Source organism: Photobacterium sp. OFAV2-7 (assembly GCF_022347985.1).
In the GTDB taxonomy this organism is placed as follows: Bacteria; Pseudomonadota; Gammaproteobacteria; order Enterobacterales; family Vibrionaceae; genus Photobacterium.
This window is the reverse complement of the sequence record NZ_JAKRFQ010000025.1, coordinates 1-18,967: the sequence shown is the minus strand read 5'-3', so window position 1 is coordinate 18,967 and position 18,967 is coordinate 1. Positions and strand designations below refer to the sequence as shown.

12 protein-coding genes are annotated in these 18,967 nt (G+C 47.3%); 1 reads left to right on the top strand and 11 read right to left on the bottom strand.

The annotated features are described in order from the left end of the window. The 11 genes from MHN01_RS04010 to MHN01_RS03960 all read right to left on the bottom strand — a co-directional run. Positions 1-1,431: protein kinase (locus tag MHN01_RS04010; protein ID WP_239410147.1), on the bottom strand; the 1,431-nt coding region annotated here is incomplete at its 3' end. Continuing rightward, a complete protein-coding gene (locus MHN01_RS04005; protein ID WP_239410146.1) occupies positions 1,428-2,006 on the bottom strand; it encodes a hypothetical protein in 579 nt (192 codons plus the stop codon). The genes MHN01_RS04005 and MHN01_RS04010, both read right to left, overlap by 4 nt. Further along, a complete protein-coding gene (locus MHN01_RS04000) occupies positions 1,999-3,684 on the bottom strand; it encodes an ATP-binding protein (protein ID WP_239410145.1) in 1,686 nt (561 codons plus the stop codon). Before MHN01_RS04000 ends, MHN01_RS04005 begins: the two co-directional genes overlap by 8 nt. 2 nt (positions 3,685-3,686) lie before the next feature. Continuing rightward, positions 3,687-4,823 carry a hypothetical protein gene (locus MHN01_RS03995; protein ID WP_239410144.1) on the bottom strand — a complete coding sequence of 379 codons (1,137 nt, stop codon included), beginning with the start codon at positions 4,821-4,823 and terminating at the stop codon, positions 3,687-3,689. Beyond that, entirely contained in the window at positions 4,820-5,665 is an 846-nt protein-coding gene (locus tag MHN01_RS03990) for a hypothetical protein (RefSeq protein ID WP_239410143.1), read from the bottom strand. The genes MHN01_RS03995 and MHN01_RS03990 overlap by 4 nt, the downstream gene beginning before the upstream one ends. Then, on the bottom strand, positions 5,662-9,990 hold the full coding sequence (locus MHN01_RS03985) for a hypothetical protein (protein ID WP_239410142.1): 4,329 nt from the start codon (positions 9,988-9,990) through the stop codon (positions 5,662-5,664). The genes MHN01_RS03990 and MHN01_RS03985 overlap by 4 nt, the downstream gene beginning before the upstream one ends. 11 nt (positions 9,991-10,001) lie before the next feature. Continuing rightward, complete coding sequence (locus MHN01_RS03980) at positions 10,002-11,243, bottom strand: hypothetical protein (protein WP_239410141.1); 1,242 nt, start codon at positions 11,241-11,243, stop codon at positions 10,002-10,004. A 9-nt stretch (positions 11,244-11,252) separates the two neighbouring features. Next, positions 11,253-12,809, bottom strand: a complete 1,557-nt coding sequence (locus MHN01_RS03975) for a restriction endonuclease subunit S (protein WP_239410140.1) — start codon at positions 12,807-12,809, stop codon at positions 11,253-11,255. Further along, a complete protein-coding gene (locus MHN01_RS03970) occupies positions 12,809-14,932 on the bottom strand; it encodes a class I SAM-dependent DNA methyltransferase (RefSeq protein ID WP_239410139.1) in 2,124 nt (707 codons plus the stop codon). Before MHN01_RS03970 ends, MHN01_RS03975 begins: the two co-directional genes overlap by 1 nt. A gap of 173 nt (positions 14,933-15,105) precedes the next feature. Further along, complete coding sequence (locus MHN01_RS03965; RefSeq protein ID WP_239410138.1) at positions 15,106-15,546, bottom strand: hypothetical protein; 441 nt, start codon at positions 15,544-15,546, stop codon at positions 15,106-15,108. Between the two features lie 30 nt (positions 15,547-15,576). Continuing rightward, positions 15,577-17,196: a hypothetical protein gene (locus tag MHN01_RS03960; RefSeq protein WP_239410137.1), complete on the bottom strand. Its 1,620-nt coding sequence runs from the start codon at positions 17,194-17,196 to the stop codon at positions 15,577-15,579. Between the two features lie 60 nt (positions 17,197-17,256). On the opposite strand from MHN01_RS03960, the gene MHN01_RS03955 reads away from it, so the two are divergent. Beyond that, complete coding sequence (locus MHN01_RS03955; protein WP_239410136.1) at positions 17,257-18,855, top strand: TIGR04141 family sporadically distributed protein; 1,599 nt, start codon at positions 17,257-17,259, stop codon at positions 18,853-18,855. Positions 18,856-18,967: the final 112 nt, after the last annotated feature.

Sequence of the window (18,967 nt, the reverse complement as noted above, 5' to 3'; positions counted from 1 at the left end):
ATCATTTTTGAGTAGCCGCATAAGCACACGCAAATAACTAGATGCGGCATGATAATCACGCAATTGTTCACAAACTTGAAGAAGTCTTCTCAGCACAGTTACTGTCATGGGGTGGCGACTATTCAACGCCTCCAATTTCTCACGTGCAGCGACATAGTCAGCTTTCATCCCCGCAATCGAAGCATCACAAAGATCAATATCATAAGATTGCGGATCATACTCAAGAGCAAACTCAATTAACTTCTGAGCTAATGACAGATTACGCCACTTCATCATTGCCTTAATAGCAACGATACGCAGAACAGGGCCATTATTGTCTTGGCAATATAACGTCGGTTCTGAGATATCATTGAGTAACGTTTCAAAGTCACTCCAGCGCTCGTCCTGGTATAACGCATTAAATTGCATTAGCAAAGCATGTGTGTTTGCGCTTCGTTGAAACTCCATAGCAGCAATTTTTGCTGCTTTTTGGTAATCAGCCTCATCAAGTGCATTAACAACATCCGTTGACCAATCTTGTTTCAGCCCGGGTTTAGGCTCTAATGTGGTTAACAGTGGCGAATAGTGCTTTTGCCTCTTTCGTGCATGAATAAAGTCATTTTTCAGCGCTTCAATAGAAGCGTACCGATCTGTCGGCGCTTTCATTAGGCAAGTCAAAATAACATTTTCTATTTCAGGGCATGTGCTCGAATTGATTTCCCGAGGCTTAGCAAAAGGGGCGTGGCTGCGTACTTCTACTTGCGTATCGTGAGGTAATCGCCCTGTCATTAACTGATAAAGTAACACGCCTAAGCTATATATATCACCGGCGATTAACTCTTCAATACTTCCCTTTCGGGACGCACAATCACAAAATTCTGGCGATGAATAAAGCACTGTCCCACCATTTTCTCGGGTGCGAACATAGAACTCTTCGGGAAGTGCTGAACTACCAAAATCGGTCAGTTTTACTAAATCGCCTTGGCCAATCAAAATATTATGAGGCTTAATATCACCATGTGATATGGGAGTTTCAAGACTAGCCAAATACGCCACAGCCTCTAAGACTTGCTCATAGATAGAAAACAACCGTTCGTAAGTATTACCAAAGTGACCACTGCGATGCTCCAGCTTTTGAGCGAGCGTTTCACTTGGGAAGTACTCCATCTCTATGGCGTACAGCTCTTTTTCTGGCGGTATCTTGCCCATATCAAAGATTTGGATCACATTAGAGTGAGGTTCAATTCCCAGCAGTTCTTTACCCTCGGCAAGTGTACGTTCAGGGGCTGAAAGCTGCTTAGGAATTTTTACCGCGACAGTCTGATTATCAGACAAGCGCTCTGCACGGTAGACCCAACCATGAGTACCATCACCAAGGCATTCTAAGAGGAAATATTTGTTGCCGAGCTGCTTGTTAGCCGTAGGCAAGAAAAGACCTGTAATTGTATTCATCGTTCCCCCGAAAAGCTTAACGATTGAAGGCGTAAATTTCCATCTGGCATTCGATTGAAGAAAAATCGATTTACCATCAATTCAGCATCAGCAATACCTGGAATAAACATCCCTTTACTGTTCGTGGTACCCCGTGAAAAACGTTGATACAAGCCAGTTATATCGGGTGCAGAGACCACTCCTTGACTCCAGATAGACAAAATCAATACTGTGGGCTTACACTCCCAGCGATGGTAAGCTTCCATTAAATTACTGAGTTTATGTTCAATTTTTTGCTTGTCTCGAACAGTGCCATCATAACGCTCAAACTCAACCAGCACTTCAGGTTGACGAGACTGACGGTCAAACCAAACGGAATCCGAACGAATGTCATTTCCCGCCCCAACGGGTGCGGGTGCTTCAACGACCGCCATTAGACCAAGTTCATGGCCTAATGTATTCCATACGCTACATCCCAAACTGTGCAAAATGACATCTTCATCCTTCACTCCCCACTCCGTTAAAGCAGGGTAGGTACGGGAGATAAAATCAGACTCATTAAACTGTTGGCAAATCAGCTCGAACAGCTTACTCATGAAAGCTTTCCCAGACTCCCAACACATCGGGTGACTCACCACCATGTACCAAGGCCTTTGATCCCACTTTAACCAACAATGGAGCCGGAATAGATCGACCGCAGACTAAAGCTTCACCCGTTGATAAACTCGATAGTTCATCCAAATCAGCCTTGCTAACCATATCGGATGCTTTAGCAATAAAGCGCTGATCATCAGGGTTCTTCAATCGCATGGTAATTAGCGTATTACATTGGGATGTGACATCAGCATCTAACTTTGATGGCCGCTGGCTGACAATACCAAACCCGACACCAAACTTACGGCCCTCACCTGCAATCTTTTTAATGATTCGGTGGCTCACTGCATTGCCTCCGGCAGGAGCAAAGTTATGCCCTTCTTCATACACAATAAAACAAGGGCGAGTACGATCAGTCTTGCTTGAAGCGGCACTTAAAATTTCACTAGACAGTAAACCACAGACCACTTGTTTAGCGGTGTCACTCAAGCCCTGCAAATCAACCACAACCAAACGGCCTTTGCGATTAGAGAAGCGGCCAATCATGCGATAGATATCTGTCGGCTCTTTCATTGCCGCAGAATAGAAACTTTTTGCCTCATTCAGCACTCGACTTAGCTTCATTGATGCGACAGCAGCACTACGACCATTAAGGGCTTTCGCTTCGGCTTCAGACAAATCATCCCATTCACGCAACTCTTCGATACCCGCACCTAAAAAGTAACGCAGGCGATTTATATCCCGAGGGGTACTCTTATCTGTTTGGCGCCAATAGCGAATAGCCACATCCAGCACCCGCTGTTGTGGCTCGGTCAACCCCGGTAAGATTTCAGAAATATCATCCATCTCAAAATTATCAAACTGCAACGCCAGCGGGTGGTTTTTACCGGAGTATTTATGATTAAACGCATCATCTTGCGGGGTGTAGACTTGAATGCCTGCATCGGCATCTTGTAGTTTTTCAATCATCGCCTTAATTTCAGGCAACACCCGCTGATCGCGAACATCTTCTACGGCATTCAAATCATCGCTAAAATGCAGCTTACCCTTTGACAAGGCCTTGCCGTATTCACCATGCGGATCAAACACCACCACGGTACCATTATTTAATGCCACCAAACGCTCAATGATACGGCCCACGGTGTATGACTTACCCGAACCTGTCATCGCAAGGACGGCCAAATGCTCGGTCACCAACTTGTTGACATCCAAAAAAACCGGCACGGTATTTTCACCACGCTCATAACCGACCAAATTTCCTAAATGTAGACTGCTATCTTCTTTAAACTCATAAAACTTACTTAAAAACTGAAAATCAACCGTTTCAACCTTGGCGCCTGGATCTAGAGGACGACGAGGTATTTTGATTTGATTGGTCGCCGGATCACGGTAACCAACCAGCTCTAGGTTGGCATACATATTCTCGCCGGTCATACTGGCACCAGGCAACAGCTCCAGTTCAGTGACACCGTCACCAAACCCCGAGTTAAACAACATATTAGAGCGGTGAATTTTGTTCACTCGACCTAGCACGGCTACATCAGGTTCATCCTGACGCTCACGGTGAATAATTCGGACAAATTCACCACGGCGCACAGAAAATGAATCCTCAACCACCATCGTGAGTTTTCCGGCATCACCGGTATTGCCCACTAACCTACCTAATACTTTATGTTTCATGCTCAAAATTCCTCGTCAAAGCCTGATAACCAGGTCTCTTCAACATCATTATTCTTCATTGCGTCACTGAGACCCTGGCGGTAGTAATGAGCAAACTGATCCAACATTTTTAATTGCTGCATCCCCAATAGTTGAGGCAGGGGGCGGCCTTTACGCTGACTTTGTATATCAAGCACCATTAACTTCCACGCAACAGCATTTAGCAATTCACTGTTCCAGACTTGCTCTTCGCCGGCAAGCTGCACCATTTGAATTTGGCTGCTATGACCACCACGATAATGAAAGCCAATCACCCCTGGCTCGACCGCTTCAGATGGTTCCATTCGGGAGCGGTTTTCAGTCATGCGAAAAGCGATAGTTCGAGTGAAAGCCCCTAAAATTCCATGTATAAAGCGTTTATCACCAATACCGGAAAGCTGATGTTCGAGATCGGATAATTGCTCCGACTTCCTGGCATCAAAACCATCGGTGGTTAATAGGTGTTTACGACCTTCATCAGTTCGTAAATCCTGTTTAGCAATACTTACAATCGCACTAAAGCGTTCAGCGATAATACTTGTCAGTACGGGGCCGTTCGGATCCCATGGAAATAACTTATGGCGATAGTTCTGCCAGAATAGAGAAATAAACGACTTCGTCTTCTCATATTCTTGGCTGTGCTTAATATTTCGCTTTAGCGGGATCATATCCCGGCTAATAAATAGCGGTGTATCAAGCAAAATAAGTTGCACCCTATCCTGCTGTTGCAGCAGCCGTTCAACTAACTGGTAAGCTTGACGCATCTCAACTAAATCAAGGCGTCTTCGCTGGGCTTCAAAATCAATATCATCCAGCTCAGAAACGGAATCACTCCCGCTGGTACTGACTTGATTTTGATGAATTTGCATATCGGTACGCACTGCACCCGAGGCAAAAATATAACCGCCAAGAGCTTGTTTGATGCATGAATGAGTGGCAACGCCAGAAACCGTTAAATCCATCACTTTGGGCCGATCAACACGCTTTACCAAGCCGGCATCGCGAAAAACCGGAGCAACAGACAATATCTCACGCATTTGTTGTAGTAATCGGCCGGCGCTACCCGGTAAGCGAATTTGGCTTTCTACAGCCAGTGTTTGGGCTAAATTTCGTCTATTCATACCGATTGCTCCTTTAACTGCAGGGCATAATCCCAATAAGGGGATGCCTGCAGTGCTGCCAAGCCACTTTCGGTTAACCCCGCATCTGTCAGAAAGTCATTGGATATTAACCGCGACATCCCTTCGCTGACTTCACTTTGACTCAACGAGACCAACGGGATTGTTTGTTGCGCGAGATGTTCCAATAACGCCGATTCGGCGATTAACTGCCAGCCATACAGACACACCATAACCGTATAGTCAGTCGGTTCTAGATCGGCATGTGGCACATTTTCATTAAGATATGAATCACTTAACTCTTCGGCTTGTCCCGCAACACGGTCTAATACATCAAGCCAAGATGCCACCGCTTCTGGCTGATCCATTAACCCAATAGACCATAATGGCAAGCAGGTGACAGCAAATACCCCTGAAGCGGAGTGCGCCTTAAAATAACGGGTATTCAAACGCTGATCATCCCATCGATGTCCTGCCCCCCTGTCACTCACACCCTGTGTAGCGACAACTTCCTGATCAACTTCAAAAGCAACCGTCTGTGCAATACCGGGCTGCTCGGTATCTGCTATACCGTCAGATAATTTGATCGTCCAATCTAGCTCGTGGTACACAGAGCCCGAGCGAAATGGCGGCAGCAGTAGCAATACCCGCCCAGGCAGAGTACACCACAGCCACCAATCTGACTGCTGCGAAGGCTCAAGCGACTGAAACTCTTTGCCCGTCATCATAATAAAACCCGAATGTGGGCGTGTTCCGTTGTCATCTAGCGCACAGGCATCAAGCAGGCCGATAAGAAACCGCCCCCGACGGTGGGCGGCTAACGTTGCGTCTAGATAGAGGTTCACAACTCACCTCCAAAGGTAAATTGCAGTTTCAAAATACCTTTATTCACCAGTGCCTGCTGCTCTTCTGCTGAGAGTGTCGGTTGCTGGCGGGCCAAGAGTTCATCAGCAATGGCCGACCAGCGCTCAACGGTAATACCGGTACCGGATAACGCCGATTGAGCAAGATCACGCCAATGCTGATGGCGACAATCTAGCTCAACAATTAATTCATGCAGTGGCAAATGCTTGATGTGATCGAGTGAGATCACTTCCACCGGCGGCTGATTCATCGCCTTCATCAGTGGCGCTATCTGTGGTCGCAATTGCGTATTGGCCGATTCCAACAAGTCAATGCGATAACGACTAATTGCCGTTTCAACTTCTCTGATACGACCACTTAACACACCGAGCTGTTCGAGTGTCATTTTCATTAAACGCTCAGGTTCATCTCTAATGGCAGAGAAGATCCCATTACGCGCCTCTTCAGTATATTTTTCGTAGAAGAGATCCACTTTCTCCTCCAAGTCTTGCAGTGCATCTTCAATAACAAGGCGTTGTTGATTCAGCCGGAGGAGCAGTTTCGGGTGTTCTGGCTTGGGATAATCGGCAGGCAATGTGTCACCCAGCAACTGACTGGCCACATCGATACGCTGCTCAAGCGAGGTCATTTCAGCTTTGGCCTTCGCGTATAGTTCAAGCATCTTGCGATAGGCCTGCATAATGTAGCCATTGATTTCGGAGGTCGGCTTTTTCACCCCGCTCCGGATATCCATCCCCACTTCAATCGCTAATTTTTCCAGCCGCTCTGACGCATTATCCAATTGCAATGTACGTAGATAGAAACGCAGGGTATCGCTACTGCCGCGAGCTTCTCGGATCTGAGTAGCGGAGTTTTCACCTTGATTCGTCGCACCTTCGAGGATATTGCGAATACACTCCAAAGAAAGCGTAAACATCCGACGAGGAAATGGCGCTTTGGCCAGCTTTTCACTCTCAATGTCAGTAATGACATCCAGCGCCGCCTGCTCCACGCGCTGGCTTGCCGTCACAACAAACGCGGCAAACTGGCGCGCGAGTTCAATCCGAGAATAAAGGGATTGTGACTCGTCTTCCAAACGAATAATGCGCTCGTTGCGCAGCTCAATTCTTGTATCTTGTTCGTCTTTGACACAACGGATATGGCGCAATATATCCGAACGCTCTTTAAGCAACAGCGGAAAAAGCCGGATCATCTCATCAACATCGTCCGGCAAGTTTTCCTCGCGATTTCGCAGTGAAACCATTAACGACTCTGCTTGCTCAAGGTGCTCTTTCGCCGTTGTGGTTGCCGTCCCCACTTTAGCCGCATCCGTCCAGGCAAATAGGCCCGGGACCTTATCATCACCGAAGACCTCAATGAGGTTACTCACCGTATCTCGATAATGCCCTTCACCCTTGTCGAAAAACCATGATTTCGCATAGCCTAGCGCACCATCTTCCAGTGCCGAGCGAGTAACCGGGATCCACTTTTCTTTTCGAGCAGTGCGATCTTCAACTTGCAGTAAGTTCAGCTGGCTACACCACCACATCCAATCATCAAATACCGCCTTGGCCGTCAAGCCGGTGCTTGCCGGTGACCACAGATACCCCCAGTACCAATGCTGAGAGGCCTTTTCTAGCGTCCAATGATCCCCTTTTCTTGGGTTGGCAATGTTTACCAAAAACGCAGGTACGCGAGCCTGCGCTACGTTAGGCTGCTCAATATCAATGAACAAGCCCGAATGCTCGCTGGCTTGATAACCTTGCGACAATACCTTGCTCGTGACTGACAGACGGCTAAATGTATTGCGCACATCGGCGGCGTCGAGTTGATGCTCGGGCATAATCTCGTTTAAGCTTTGCAACGACGGTTGCTCAACCGTTAGCAGTTTCCAGGCCTTAAACAGGTTAGTACGGTCATCATTATTAATACGACCAGATGGACGCAATGGCCAAGCAATCAGCCCTCGCCGATCCAGGCGATGACGCCATTCGTGAATACGTTTGTAGGCAAAATCACAAATATTATCGAGGCGATTTTTAAACTTGATCGTGAATACCTGTTCGTTGAGCTCAAAGCCCTGGCAGAACTTGGCATCGAGACCAATCCGTTCCAGCACATCAATCTCACTGGTGTTGAGGTAATAGAGTAAAATATTGTCTTTCAACGCCTCGGTAACACTGCCTTTTACGTATTCATCATTCACCCCGATGGAGCCGGTGAATGCCATGACTGGCATACGCCCACTTTCCGGCCGGGTGGCAGCGAGATGATCATTGAGCTTGTTCAGCTCATCTTTACTGTCGATCCAGGCAAACGCAGCTTTTCCGCTTGGGTGCAGCTTTAAGCCATCACAATATTGAAGGCCGCCAACCATACCGCGCCCCCGACCAGACGCGGTCATTTGAATCGCCAGGTTTTCACGACTTGGGAATGCAGCCTGGTTATAGCTCCAATCCCGATCAAGCAACCGGAACAATCCCAGCAAACGGGTACGGTTACGCTCGAGAGTTTCTCGCTCCCAACTTTTTTTGGCCGCTGCCATCGCCTGTTCATGGGCGTCAGCATAGCCAGGCTCACGAAAAATCATCGAGTTTTGCTGCTGGCTGCGATAGCGCATATCCAACCGCAGCAACATCGCAATACTTGGGCCTATATGAGTTTTATCGACGTTATCTAACTGCTTCTGCTCACCGAAAAAGTGACTCCATAGAGCATCGGCGGCAAATTCCGCAGCCGGGTGGCTATAAAGCAAACCAATGAGATGGCGAAATTCACTCAGCGCTAACGGGATCAGTAAGGTATTGTCATCACCGCTTTCATTGATTGAGAAGGTACGCAGGTTTTGGCGCAATGCTTGTAAATTCAGGCCTTGATCGACACTAGGGTAAAACCACTCATCGCGATCGCGCTGGAACTTACCGTGTTCTAACGCCTGGCGACAATCAATCATTTCCCAATTCACGAGGCGATACAGGCTTACCACCGGCTCATCGTATTCATTGGTTAATGGCAACAGCTCAAGTAACTTGGGATCGGCCCCTGCCAACGGTAAAGGCAATTGGCCAAAGAGTAAGCCTCGGGCAAGCTGCCTTAGTCCCAGATCTTTGGTCTGAATGCCTCCAATTGCGTTGTGATCCAGCACATGGGTGGAAACACGGCCCGAGTTTTCCAGTACTTTGCCAAACAGCTCTCCTATCGAAGGCGTCCCTTGGCCTGACTGAACCAAGCCATCCAACACCACATCGATATTGGCCATCACCACGTTAAACCAACCAAAGTTAGCACCACTCATTGCATAGGCCGCCTGGACTAAGCCCCTCGGATAGGCATGGCGTAGCCTGTTTTCACCCTGCAGTTTTTCAACGTAATCGGAAACATCAGCAAAGGCATTATTTTCCAGCTCTACCAACTCAAAGCGGCGGGCGGTTGACTGAATTTCGCGAAGCTGCTGTCCCAACAAGGGGGAGCAGAGCGCAACATAGCGTAGCCAAGGCAGCTTGCGACGAGGATCTTCCTCCTTAATCGCCTTACCAATCAATCGGATCGCCTCACCATCAAGCTGGCAGGCATCATCGCGGTCGATACCATACGTTGCCGCTTCGGCAACGGTTTCCAGCTCATCCAACACCACTAACACATAGCGGATCCCGAACTGATTCAAATACTGATAGGCGGCGTCAACCAGCTGAGTGACCGTTACCGCCTGACCTTTGTCATCTCTGGCCTGATCGTAATAGAGGTCTTCATCGCTGAAGCCCTGGTCTAGCTGTAACAAGGTTGCCAAATGACTGGCCTGAAACCCCATAGGCTCTAGTCGCTTCAGGGCCTGCTGCGCGATCTGGCCCTGAATCGAGCCATCAAAGGCATTGGTCGCCATTGGCATCAAGGCCTTATACAGGCCAAAGCCAAACCAGTTATCGGTATTTTGAAACTTAGAGGCAATTTGCGAGTAACGGATGTACAGCCCCAGATATTCATCACGGCGAGCTTCATCATCAAACAACTGAGCATCATCCAAGGCACCGGCACTATTGCGGACATACCAGCCCTTCGAGCAATCATTGATTTGAGAAATCAACTCATAGCCCAAACGTGACTTACCCCGGCCCCACTCCCCTTCTATCGCGAAAACATGGGCAAACTTATCGTCATCGTGATCGACGGTTTTAATAAAGGTCCGATAGCGATTAAAAAACTTGCTCTGGCCAACCAAAGGATCGCGCGGCGGATAATCAGAGACACCGGTCGCGGCCCAGTTATGTTGCCCGGCCAGCGTATTGACGTAATCTGGGGTTAAAGACATTTCGTTTATTTCATTCATCATAAATCCCTTCATCACTCAGCCAGCGCCGTATTGGTGGTTGATTGACCTTGTTTTTCGCGACGCCACTGTAGCGCTTGAGTGCGTATCGCCTCACGGACGTTTTTGCCCCGCAAGGCAAAGGCCCGTTGCCCCACCATCCGATAACAGGCATCGGCAAACTGGGTGGTGATTTGGTAACTGCCAAGCTGGCCACTTAAGCCATCGCGATAACGCCAGATTTGACGCGCCAACAACAGCTCAATCACTGGTGCGAGGGCAGCATTCAATTCGTTGTCCGACATTTGACCAGGAAACAGCCCCATAGACAGGTGAGCCAGCACCCGACGTATAAACTCCGCCAGCGAGCCACACCGCACCTCGTCACCATGGCGGTTTAGTATCAATACCTGAATACAATGCGGCCGGATCGGGTTTTGCCCTTCGGGCAGTTCAAGCAATAACCCACCTAAGCCTTCGCTTTGCCAGATGTCTTGCACATAGGTGATCGCCGTGAGCAAAAATGCCCATGGCGAAGCCAGTACCCATGGCAATACTTTTTCACTGCGTCGTTTTTCTTCACCGCGAGGGATTGCCTCAAACTGATGCTGTTCAAATTTCGCCAGACTACCTGGTAACAAATAACGTATCTGCGAGGTTTGACTGCCTGGCTCAGAGAGTAAGCGACCAGCGACCCAATCAAGATCCGGTCGCTCACTGTCCAGCGACATAGCCGATAAGGTTGACAAACTATGCTGTTGCCATTGTGATAACTGACTGGCCACATTGAGCACCCGGATCAGCACTGGCATGGCACCAACTTGCTCGGCTGTCATCCCCAATAATTCACGTTCAATATCAGGGTAACTACTGGCTTCCAATGCGCTACGATCCAATGCCTGCTCGACCCAATCGCTGGCACCACCGAGCTGGATAATTCGCTCGACCAGCTGAAGCTGATCGGACAGTTGCGCCGCCTCCTTACAGCGGGCTGCCATGATCGCAATCCACTGCTGACGGAACCGCCCATCGGTGGCCAATATGGCGGCCACCAATTGTGCGTTGTCATCCAGTTGCTGGCGAAGCTGCAACACACGCTGGCTGATCACCCAATGGCGGCCATCGTCACATGGATGAGCAATGCCCGTTAGCAAAGCGACCAACGAGGGATCGTTAACCAGGCAGCTCCCGTGCTCTAACAGCCGTTGCAGCGGCTTAATCACCACAGAAAACAGGGCTGATGAGCTGCGTAAGTGGGCAGATGTGATGGCCTCCATGTTCACTCCTTATCGGTTGTCGGCCGCTTGCCGGGCTTGGGCCAGTAAGTCATACAACTGATCCAACTCCTCAAACAGCGGCGCCCCTTCCCCATCAATGCCTTCGGCCGTCATGCGCGACAATAGCAGGCGATCAAGCGAATCATCGCCGTTGTCCAATGCCTGCTGGGCATCAATCAATTGCTGTTCGGTGATTTGGCCTTCGATGAGGTCTTCAACGAGGAGTTTGGCGCAAGTAATCAGCTCTTGTGATAGCTTCACTGCTTCTATGTAGTCTCTCGCGTATCTATCGACTTTATCTTCAAAATCTTTGTCTAACCTCGGAATCAATAAACTTTCAACAGATGGGTAATCAAGTGCATCTCGAGTCCCCCCTATTGATAACCTATCAACTTGCAGCTTCAAAAAAGTCGAATTAAGGGCCGCGCAAACATAAGCAGTCCCTACTTCCTCTTTAATATTGAAACGAACAGAATGCTGGTTAATATTAATTGGCAGATCACGACTAGTAACCAATGATGCCGTTCCCGGATAACCAGTAATAGATAAAATAATGTCATCAACAATACATTTACTACGTGTTAATTGGTTATCAGTTTCTTCATTGATATACACAGCATCAGATAAATCTAAAGATAATGGCTTAACATTTTGAACGCGTCCAAATAAGACGCCTTCATCAAAATAATCTGCACCTTTTGGAGTTGCACCACCGGCTACTTTTCTTTCACCAACTAGTTTAGAAAGAGGCTCAAGAAGTACGCCCGCTGCTTTAGCTCTCTTGAGCAAACCCAACACTTTAGGATCGTAATGATTTGGGTTGATACGATATGGGTCTAGGTCTTCAGACGACGTCCAATAAGAAACCTTTGATTTGGGTGGATTATCAACAAGAAAGTTGAATACATCTGAGATCTCACATTGCAAATATTTCGCCCAAGCCTTTAACTGCTCGGCCTGACGGATTTTATCGCCGATGTATCTTTGAGTAACCGAGGCCGGTTTAATTAATGGTAAGCGTTTGAAGTTATAAAGATAAATATGTTGCTGAACAGCCCCGCCAGCCTCTCGTTGCATATATGCTTGTGCATACTTTGAAGTCAACCATCCAGCAACAAAATAAGAATCATAATCAGTCCCTTCAAGACTAAATTTTATCGTATCTTGATTTGAATTAGCTTCTTGAATGTTTTCAGGAATAACAGCAAGACGACCAACAGTACCTGATGTAGACACAATAATATCGCCAGATTTTAATGACGATTTATAAAGTAGCTGATGTGTTTTCTTTGTCACGTATGAAAATCGTGATTCGTTTAATAGTGGGCTCTCAATGCCTTCAGCCTTGATAAAACAAACATCTTTCTTATCTTTCGACCATTCAATTTCACTACAAAGAGCATAAGCACCAAACTGCCAAGGCTCACATATCGAACCAACCTTTTCTATTGGTAGCCCAAGCTTCTCCAGTTTTTTCTTTGCGTCATAATACTCTTTTGAATAAAAACCAGTATCCAAGCGCTCTGGAGAGAAGTCACTAGATGGAACTCTAACGATCTTGACCATCACTCACCTCGCTTATAAGCGCCAACAATCTTATCCAGATCGTTATCAACGCCCGCACCGTAATCTTCGATGTTGTTCTTGACGATATAACCTAAAGTTTCCGCAACGGCCATAAACACATCAGTTTGCGGCTCAGGCAAGAACAGTTCTGGCTCATCTTCACGTGCCGGACGCTTTTGTAGATAAAGAATTGACGTCTTCGCGCCCGTACCCGACAGCTTAAAGGTGTCTGACGGCAGCGAAACCACCGCTTTTACAATCGCCTTACCGCCGACAAACTCGCCGGTTTTCTCATCTTTTTTACCCATGAGGTATTCGCGCACATAGCGATCGCCCGAGTTACACAAGATACCATCCGGCAATACAATCATCAGGCGGCCACCCGGTTTCAGTAGCTGCAAACAGCGGTCGATAAACAGCACAGCCGGATCAATCGAACCGCCTTTCACCTGCTGCCATTCGCCTTTTTTGTTGGGCTTGCTGCCCAGAGCCAAGCCAGATACTGTTGGGCGTAACTCATATTTGGCTTTCTTACCGGTAGCGACATTACGCAAATCGGTACGGAAACCGGCCCATAGCGGGTTGCCTTCTTTATCCAAGGTTAACGGGCCGGTATCTTCCCAGCGCATTTTCTGGTGATCATAGTAGGCGTTGTAACTGTCGACGACCTGTTCAGCCGGACGGAAACCGCCCAAGACTTGCTCCATATCGGCTTCATAAGCGGCTTTCGACTCTTTTCCGCGCTTATCTGCTTTAAACTTCGGGGTACCAAATGGCGGGTTAGTACAGATTAAATCAAAGGTGTTGGGCTTCAACGACGGTGTGGTTAACGAGTTGCCGGTATAGAAAATCTTCGCTCTCGGCGCGCCCTGCAAGGCCATGTTGACACGGGCCAACACCACCATGCGCGGCGCCGCATCGGCACCAACAAAACCGTTTTCAAGCAAGTGGCTGAACTTCTCTTCTCGCTCGTTATCCGACAGACCGGCCACTGTGTGCAAAAAGTTTTTCACCCGGCTGAGCGCCACGGAGCCAAAACCGTACGAACCACAGGTTGGATCGCAGAAACGAAACTCGCCCGAGACCAGCTGAGCCACAGCTTCAGGATCGTTTTCAATATCGTGGAACACCATGTCCAACATGGCATCTTTGACTGGCTTAGGTGTCAGGTAAATCCCCAGTCCGCCTTTGGATTCAAAGTTCGCACGCAAGAAGACATCAAATACTCGACCAAGGAAGTCAGCAGACACGTCGGCAAGGGTACCCTGGCGCTCAACACCGGTTTTCGGATCGGTAATGGTCCCTAAATCCTGAATGGCTTTTAGCAAAGTTTCATAGTTACGCGGCTTTTCTAACCGTAGATGAGTCTTGCTATCAAAAATGGCATTACTCTCTTTGGCATCATTGACCACCACATAGTCTTCGTGGCCTTTTAGATAGTCAAAGGCAGCCTGAATTTGTTCGACGGCTTTCTTGCCATGCTCGGCAACATATTGGTAAGTAAAGACCTGATGGAAATTGAACTTTTCATTACCGCAATCAAACAAAATTTCATAGTTATGGTGTACCCGGAACGATTCCAAAAACAGGATCTTAGCGACTTCTTCAATGATGTCGTTTTTGTCTGAGACTTTATCTTTGACCGTTTGGTAGACCTGCTCATGGAAGGCATCCAGATCGTGCATCAAATCACGGTAGACTTGTGCCGACCAACTAAGGTTTTGCTCACCACTTAAACGGGAATAATCGCGAATAAGATCGATGCTGGGAATTTCTGATACCGACTGGCTAAAGCCCCCGCTAAATTCAAAGCTGCGACTGTTATGTCCATCTTCCAGTTGAATAAACGCCGGCCATTGGCTTTCATCATCCATCAAACCATTGGCCCCTAACAGTTCATAGGCCAGTTCATCCAATGCAGCCGTTTCTGAGTGATGCCAGTGACCCTCTTCCAAGGCCAACAATAAGATTTTTGGCGTTTCACTGCCTTCGATGGTGCCCCAGATCAGCTCAGATTTATAGAAAGGTTGCACCGCTTCTAGTGGTAACTGTTGATTAAAACTACTAAATTTCTGACGAAGCGGGGTATAAATCGTATTCAGATCGACGGTGGTATCACTCATTACGTTTGTCCTGTTGTTTGGTGGCATTCGATATTATGAAAAACTCAGATCACATCGACGCGCTATATTCTGTCCGATATTGACTCCATGCTAGCAACTCAATATCGTTAAATTTATCGTTATTAATGATGAAAAGAGGCTTTAACCTAACCTTCAATTTCACCCTTTGATGGTCACTTTAACCTAACCAAAGGCCCCATCATCATCAGCCGGGGGTGTCCTTGGGCCGCCTTTCTAACCATGACTTCTGTCGCAACCATCCCCGCTGGCAATTTGCTCAAGATGATTTTTATCGGAGTTGGCCGCCCCACATCAGCCACAATAGCCACAATACTTTCACCTAAGTCATTCTGCTGAGCTTCTTTTGCCACGGATTTATCGTTACTGGCAGAGGCAAAACCATAACTAGGATCATCGGTATCAACTGCGGCTCGCTCAATCCCCGGCAAACACCCTAGCCACAGTTTTAGCTGTGCTTTACTCCATCCAAGCTCTTGCCATAGCAAACCCTTTTGCTGCCAAATCTCACTCAGAGTTAACCTGCCTTGCTGTAAATCACGGACGATACTTTGCAAGGCATGGCGGCATTCACTTTGTGAGTAGGTGGTATTCATTAACGCTCCTTCATTCAATGCCGAGTTACGTTACTTTGTTTCGACTGGGTGTAATAGTGAAAACATATCGGCCATTTTTGTTTTCGCAACAGCTAGAGCAGCCATAGCCTGATCTCGCAGCTGCATAATATCAAGCAGCTGTTGATGCCATTGAGCCCCAATTTCGATATCCAGCTTAGGGATGACAAGATTGTTCATCTCTGCCGGGTGAATGAAACTCTGGAGGTTTCCATGGGTCAGTTGCTTTATTTGCCAGTTGACCAGCGGGGATTCCATTAGCAGTGCGTATGCGCCTTGATACTCATGGAAACACAAAGTAACTAATTGTTCTGATGGCAATATCAGCTTTTCCTGAACGTCATGAACAAACGCGATCTTATTATCGCTAGCAAACGTAGAAACAATAACATCATTCTGTTTTATCAATCTTTTTTGCGTCCGCCATTTGGCTTTTTCGCCATCTGATAAGTCTCGGGCAAAACTTAACTGATCATTAACATCACTGATACGCAAAACCGTATGCTCAGCAGGGATCCCCCCCGTTTCTTTAGGGTTAATGACAGCAAGAGCGCTTAAATTTTTGCCGCCCTGTTCTAATAATTTTCGCTGATACTGGCCCTGGCAAGCATGGGCATAATCAAGCCGGTGGCTAACATCACTTGCAGCAAAAAAGCCACAGCGCCAACCACGAACATCTTCTGGTTCTGCCAACCCTCTCAGCTGTTGCTTCAACCATTGCTGCACTTGAGAGCGAAGTAGGAACAAGCTCTCTTCAGCTTGATTCAGCTCATCCAAGGCCGCTAAATATTCATTGGCAATCGGTTCAAAACCATTGGGTTTAGGTGCCAACGGCATATCTCGTAATTGCTTTAGACCCACCCGAACTAATGAGGTAATGCCTGTTTGTTGCTCCAAATAGGCACGATAAACAGGCTGCTCCAAACAATAGCTCAACCAAAGCGCATCAGAGGTAGGTAATCCTCTGATAATCGCCAAATTGGCATCTATCGGATGGCGTCGGTACTGAGCAGAAATATATGCAGCACCGGCTCTACCAATACGACGGAGCACAACATCATCAGGTTGGATACAGAATTCCTGATCAGAAAGCTCCGGAAGCTGAAACTGCTCAGACTCTAACTGCAACCTCATGTCGCCAAGATGACGCATTCGATAATACAAACGGTGATCGATAACCTTTTTGAATTCATCGGCTTGTTGCCTTTCTTGTTCTGATACAGCAAGCGGTAAGTATTCTAATTTGACAGGATCTTTTTTGGTCGTATCAAGCAACCTCACATGACGTAAATACCACTCAGAATCAGGGTTATCGCTAAACCGCCAGCCATCAATCAGGCGAACACCCGATTTAGCCAATGCTGGCCAATTTTCGCCCAAACGTGGCAATACAGCCGCTGGCGACAAATGATAATTCGCCCGCCAATCGTCTGCTTTATCTAATTCATCAGCTGTCTGCCAGAGTATCTGCATAGTCACTATCTGCTCGTCATAACATGACCCAATTATACACTCACCCAACGAATACAGCAAATGCACATTTGCAAGTTTAAATGCGAATTCAAACATAATTTCAAATTTATTGTTGACAAGTGGATCAATTGCTGGGCAAGATAATAACAGATGTCGCATTTGCAAGTGGAAATGCGTTTAAAGAAACATATAAACCTACAACCATAGAGAGATAGAACAATGACCCAACTTACAATTTACCTGACAAAAGACGCTTCACTGAGCGCGACAGAAACACTCAACCTTACCGATACAACGATGCACGAGCTGGATATTCCTGAGGCAAACGCGCAGTTATACGTAAAAGAGCAAAAAGAGAACGCACCTTCTTGGTCAAGCTTCTTAACCGATGGTACTCAGCTTACCGATAAGGACTTAGGCAAGAACAGCTCAACTGGGGCAGTAATGCGTGTTCATCATGCCGGACAAACTTTCTTGATCCCTTTTGGCATGGGGCACCACATGATCAATCGCAACGCGATCGATCCTGGCTTTGGTCTAACAGCTGCACTGAACTCGGTAGATCCGGAGAGTATCCGCAGCGCCGATACCGCCACAGATAAGGCCACAAAGCTGAACAATCGAATGCAAAGCGGGTTAGGAGCTGAGATTTTCGACTTCCCAATCAATAAAGAAGAAGATTTCCTGTTTGCCATTGCTGGCGAAAGTGCAGTCGCTAAATTTGGCAAGAAGGTGGTAGGCCGCCACTCCCTTACCATTCAAACCAACGGTGATATCAATGGGCTACCTGAGTTACTACGTACGGCCTATCAGCAATATCAGAAAAAACTGCCTAAGCCATTTCGCTGGGTAGATAACATGCGTATTGTGAAAAACGAAAAATTGCGCAATGAGCTGAATGATGTGCTGATTGATCTGTTGAAACAAGGTGCAACCAGTGAACAATGCTTATGGATGGCAGAAGCAGAAGTGTACGACCCTGCCGAGGTTGCAGGTTATAGCTATACACCTTGTAGTAAAGAGTATTCAGATCTGTTAAGCCTGCAGCGTTATCTTGAGGCACTGAAGCAAAAAGACGTCGCTCTCACAATCGAAAGTCTGAAAAAGAAGAGAATATTTGTTAAGAATGCCAGCAATGAGACCTTAAATAGCTGGAGCGGCTATGATTGCTTGTATGCCGAGTTTGAGCACAAAGGCACATACTATGCGCTTCGCAGCGGTGTTTGGTATCAAATTAATGCTGATTTTGTCAAAGCGGTGAATGATGAGCTGGCCAATATCCCGATGTACCAGCACACCTTGCCGGCTTTCAAGCATAAAGGTGAAGGGGAATACAACGAAGATGTTGCCAAAAACGACAGTTCCATCACGTTACTGGATAAAGACAACGTTTATCTCGGCGGAGGACAAAGCCGCTTCGAGTTTTGCGACCTACTTAAAAACGGCACCGACATTATTCATGTTAAGCACTATACGGGCTCGGCAACACTAAGCCATTTGTTTAACCAAGGCGTCGTTTCAGCAGAGAGCTTCCGCAAGAGCCATGAGGCACGCGAAAAGCTATACAGTAAAATTCCGGGAGTGATGCCGCTAGCAGATGCAGCAATCCCACCGAATCCAAGTGATTACACGATTGTTTATGCGATCTATGGTGTGGATGAACTGCCAACAAAGCTACCGTTCTTCTCCAAAATCACGTTAAAGAATGCGTATCTCAATCTGCTGGCCATGGGCTATAACGTCGCGCTAGCTCAAGTGGCGATTACACCCAAAAAACAAGCTACTAGTCAGCCTTCACCACAATCCGATGCCGCATAACAACTTACTCACCCCACAAGGCGTAGGGCTTACGAGCCCTAGCCCTGCTTTAAACGTCAATAATCCCACCTTTGCCCTCAGCACTTATATAGACAACCACCACGACCAGCCA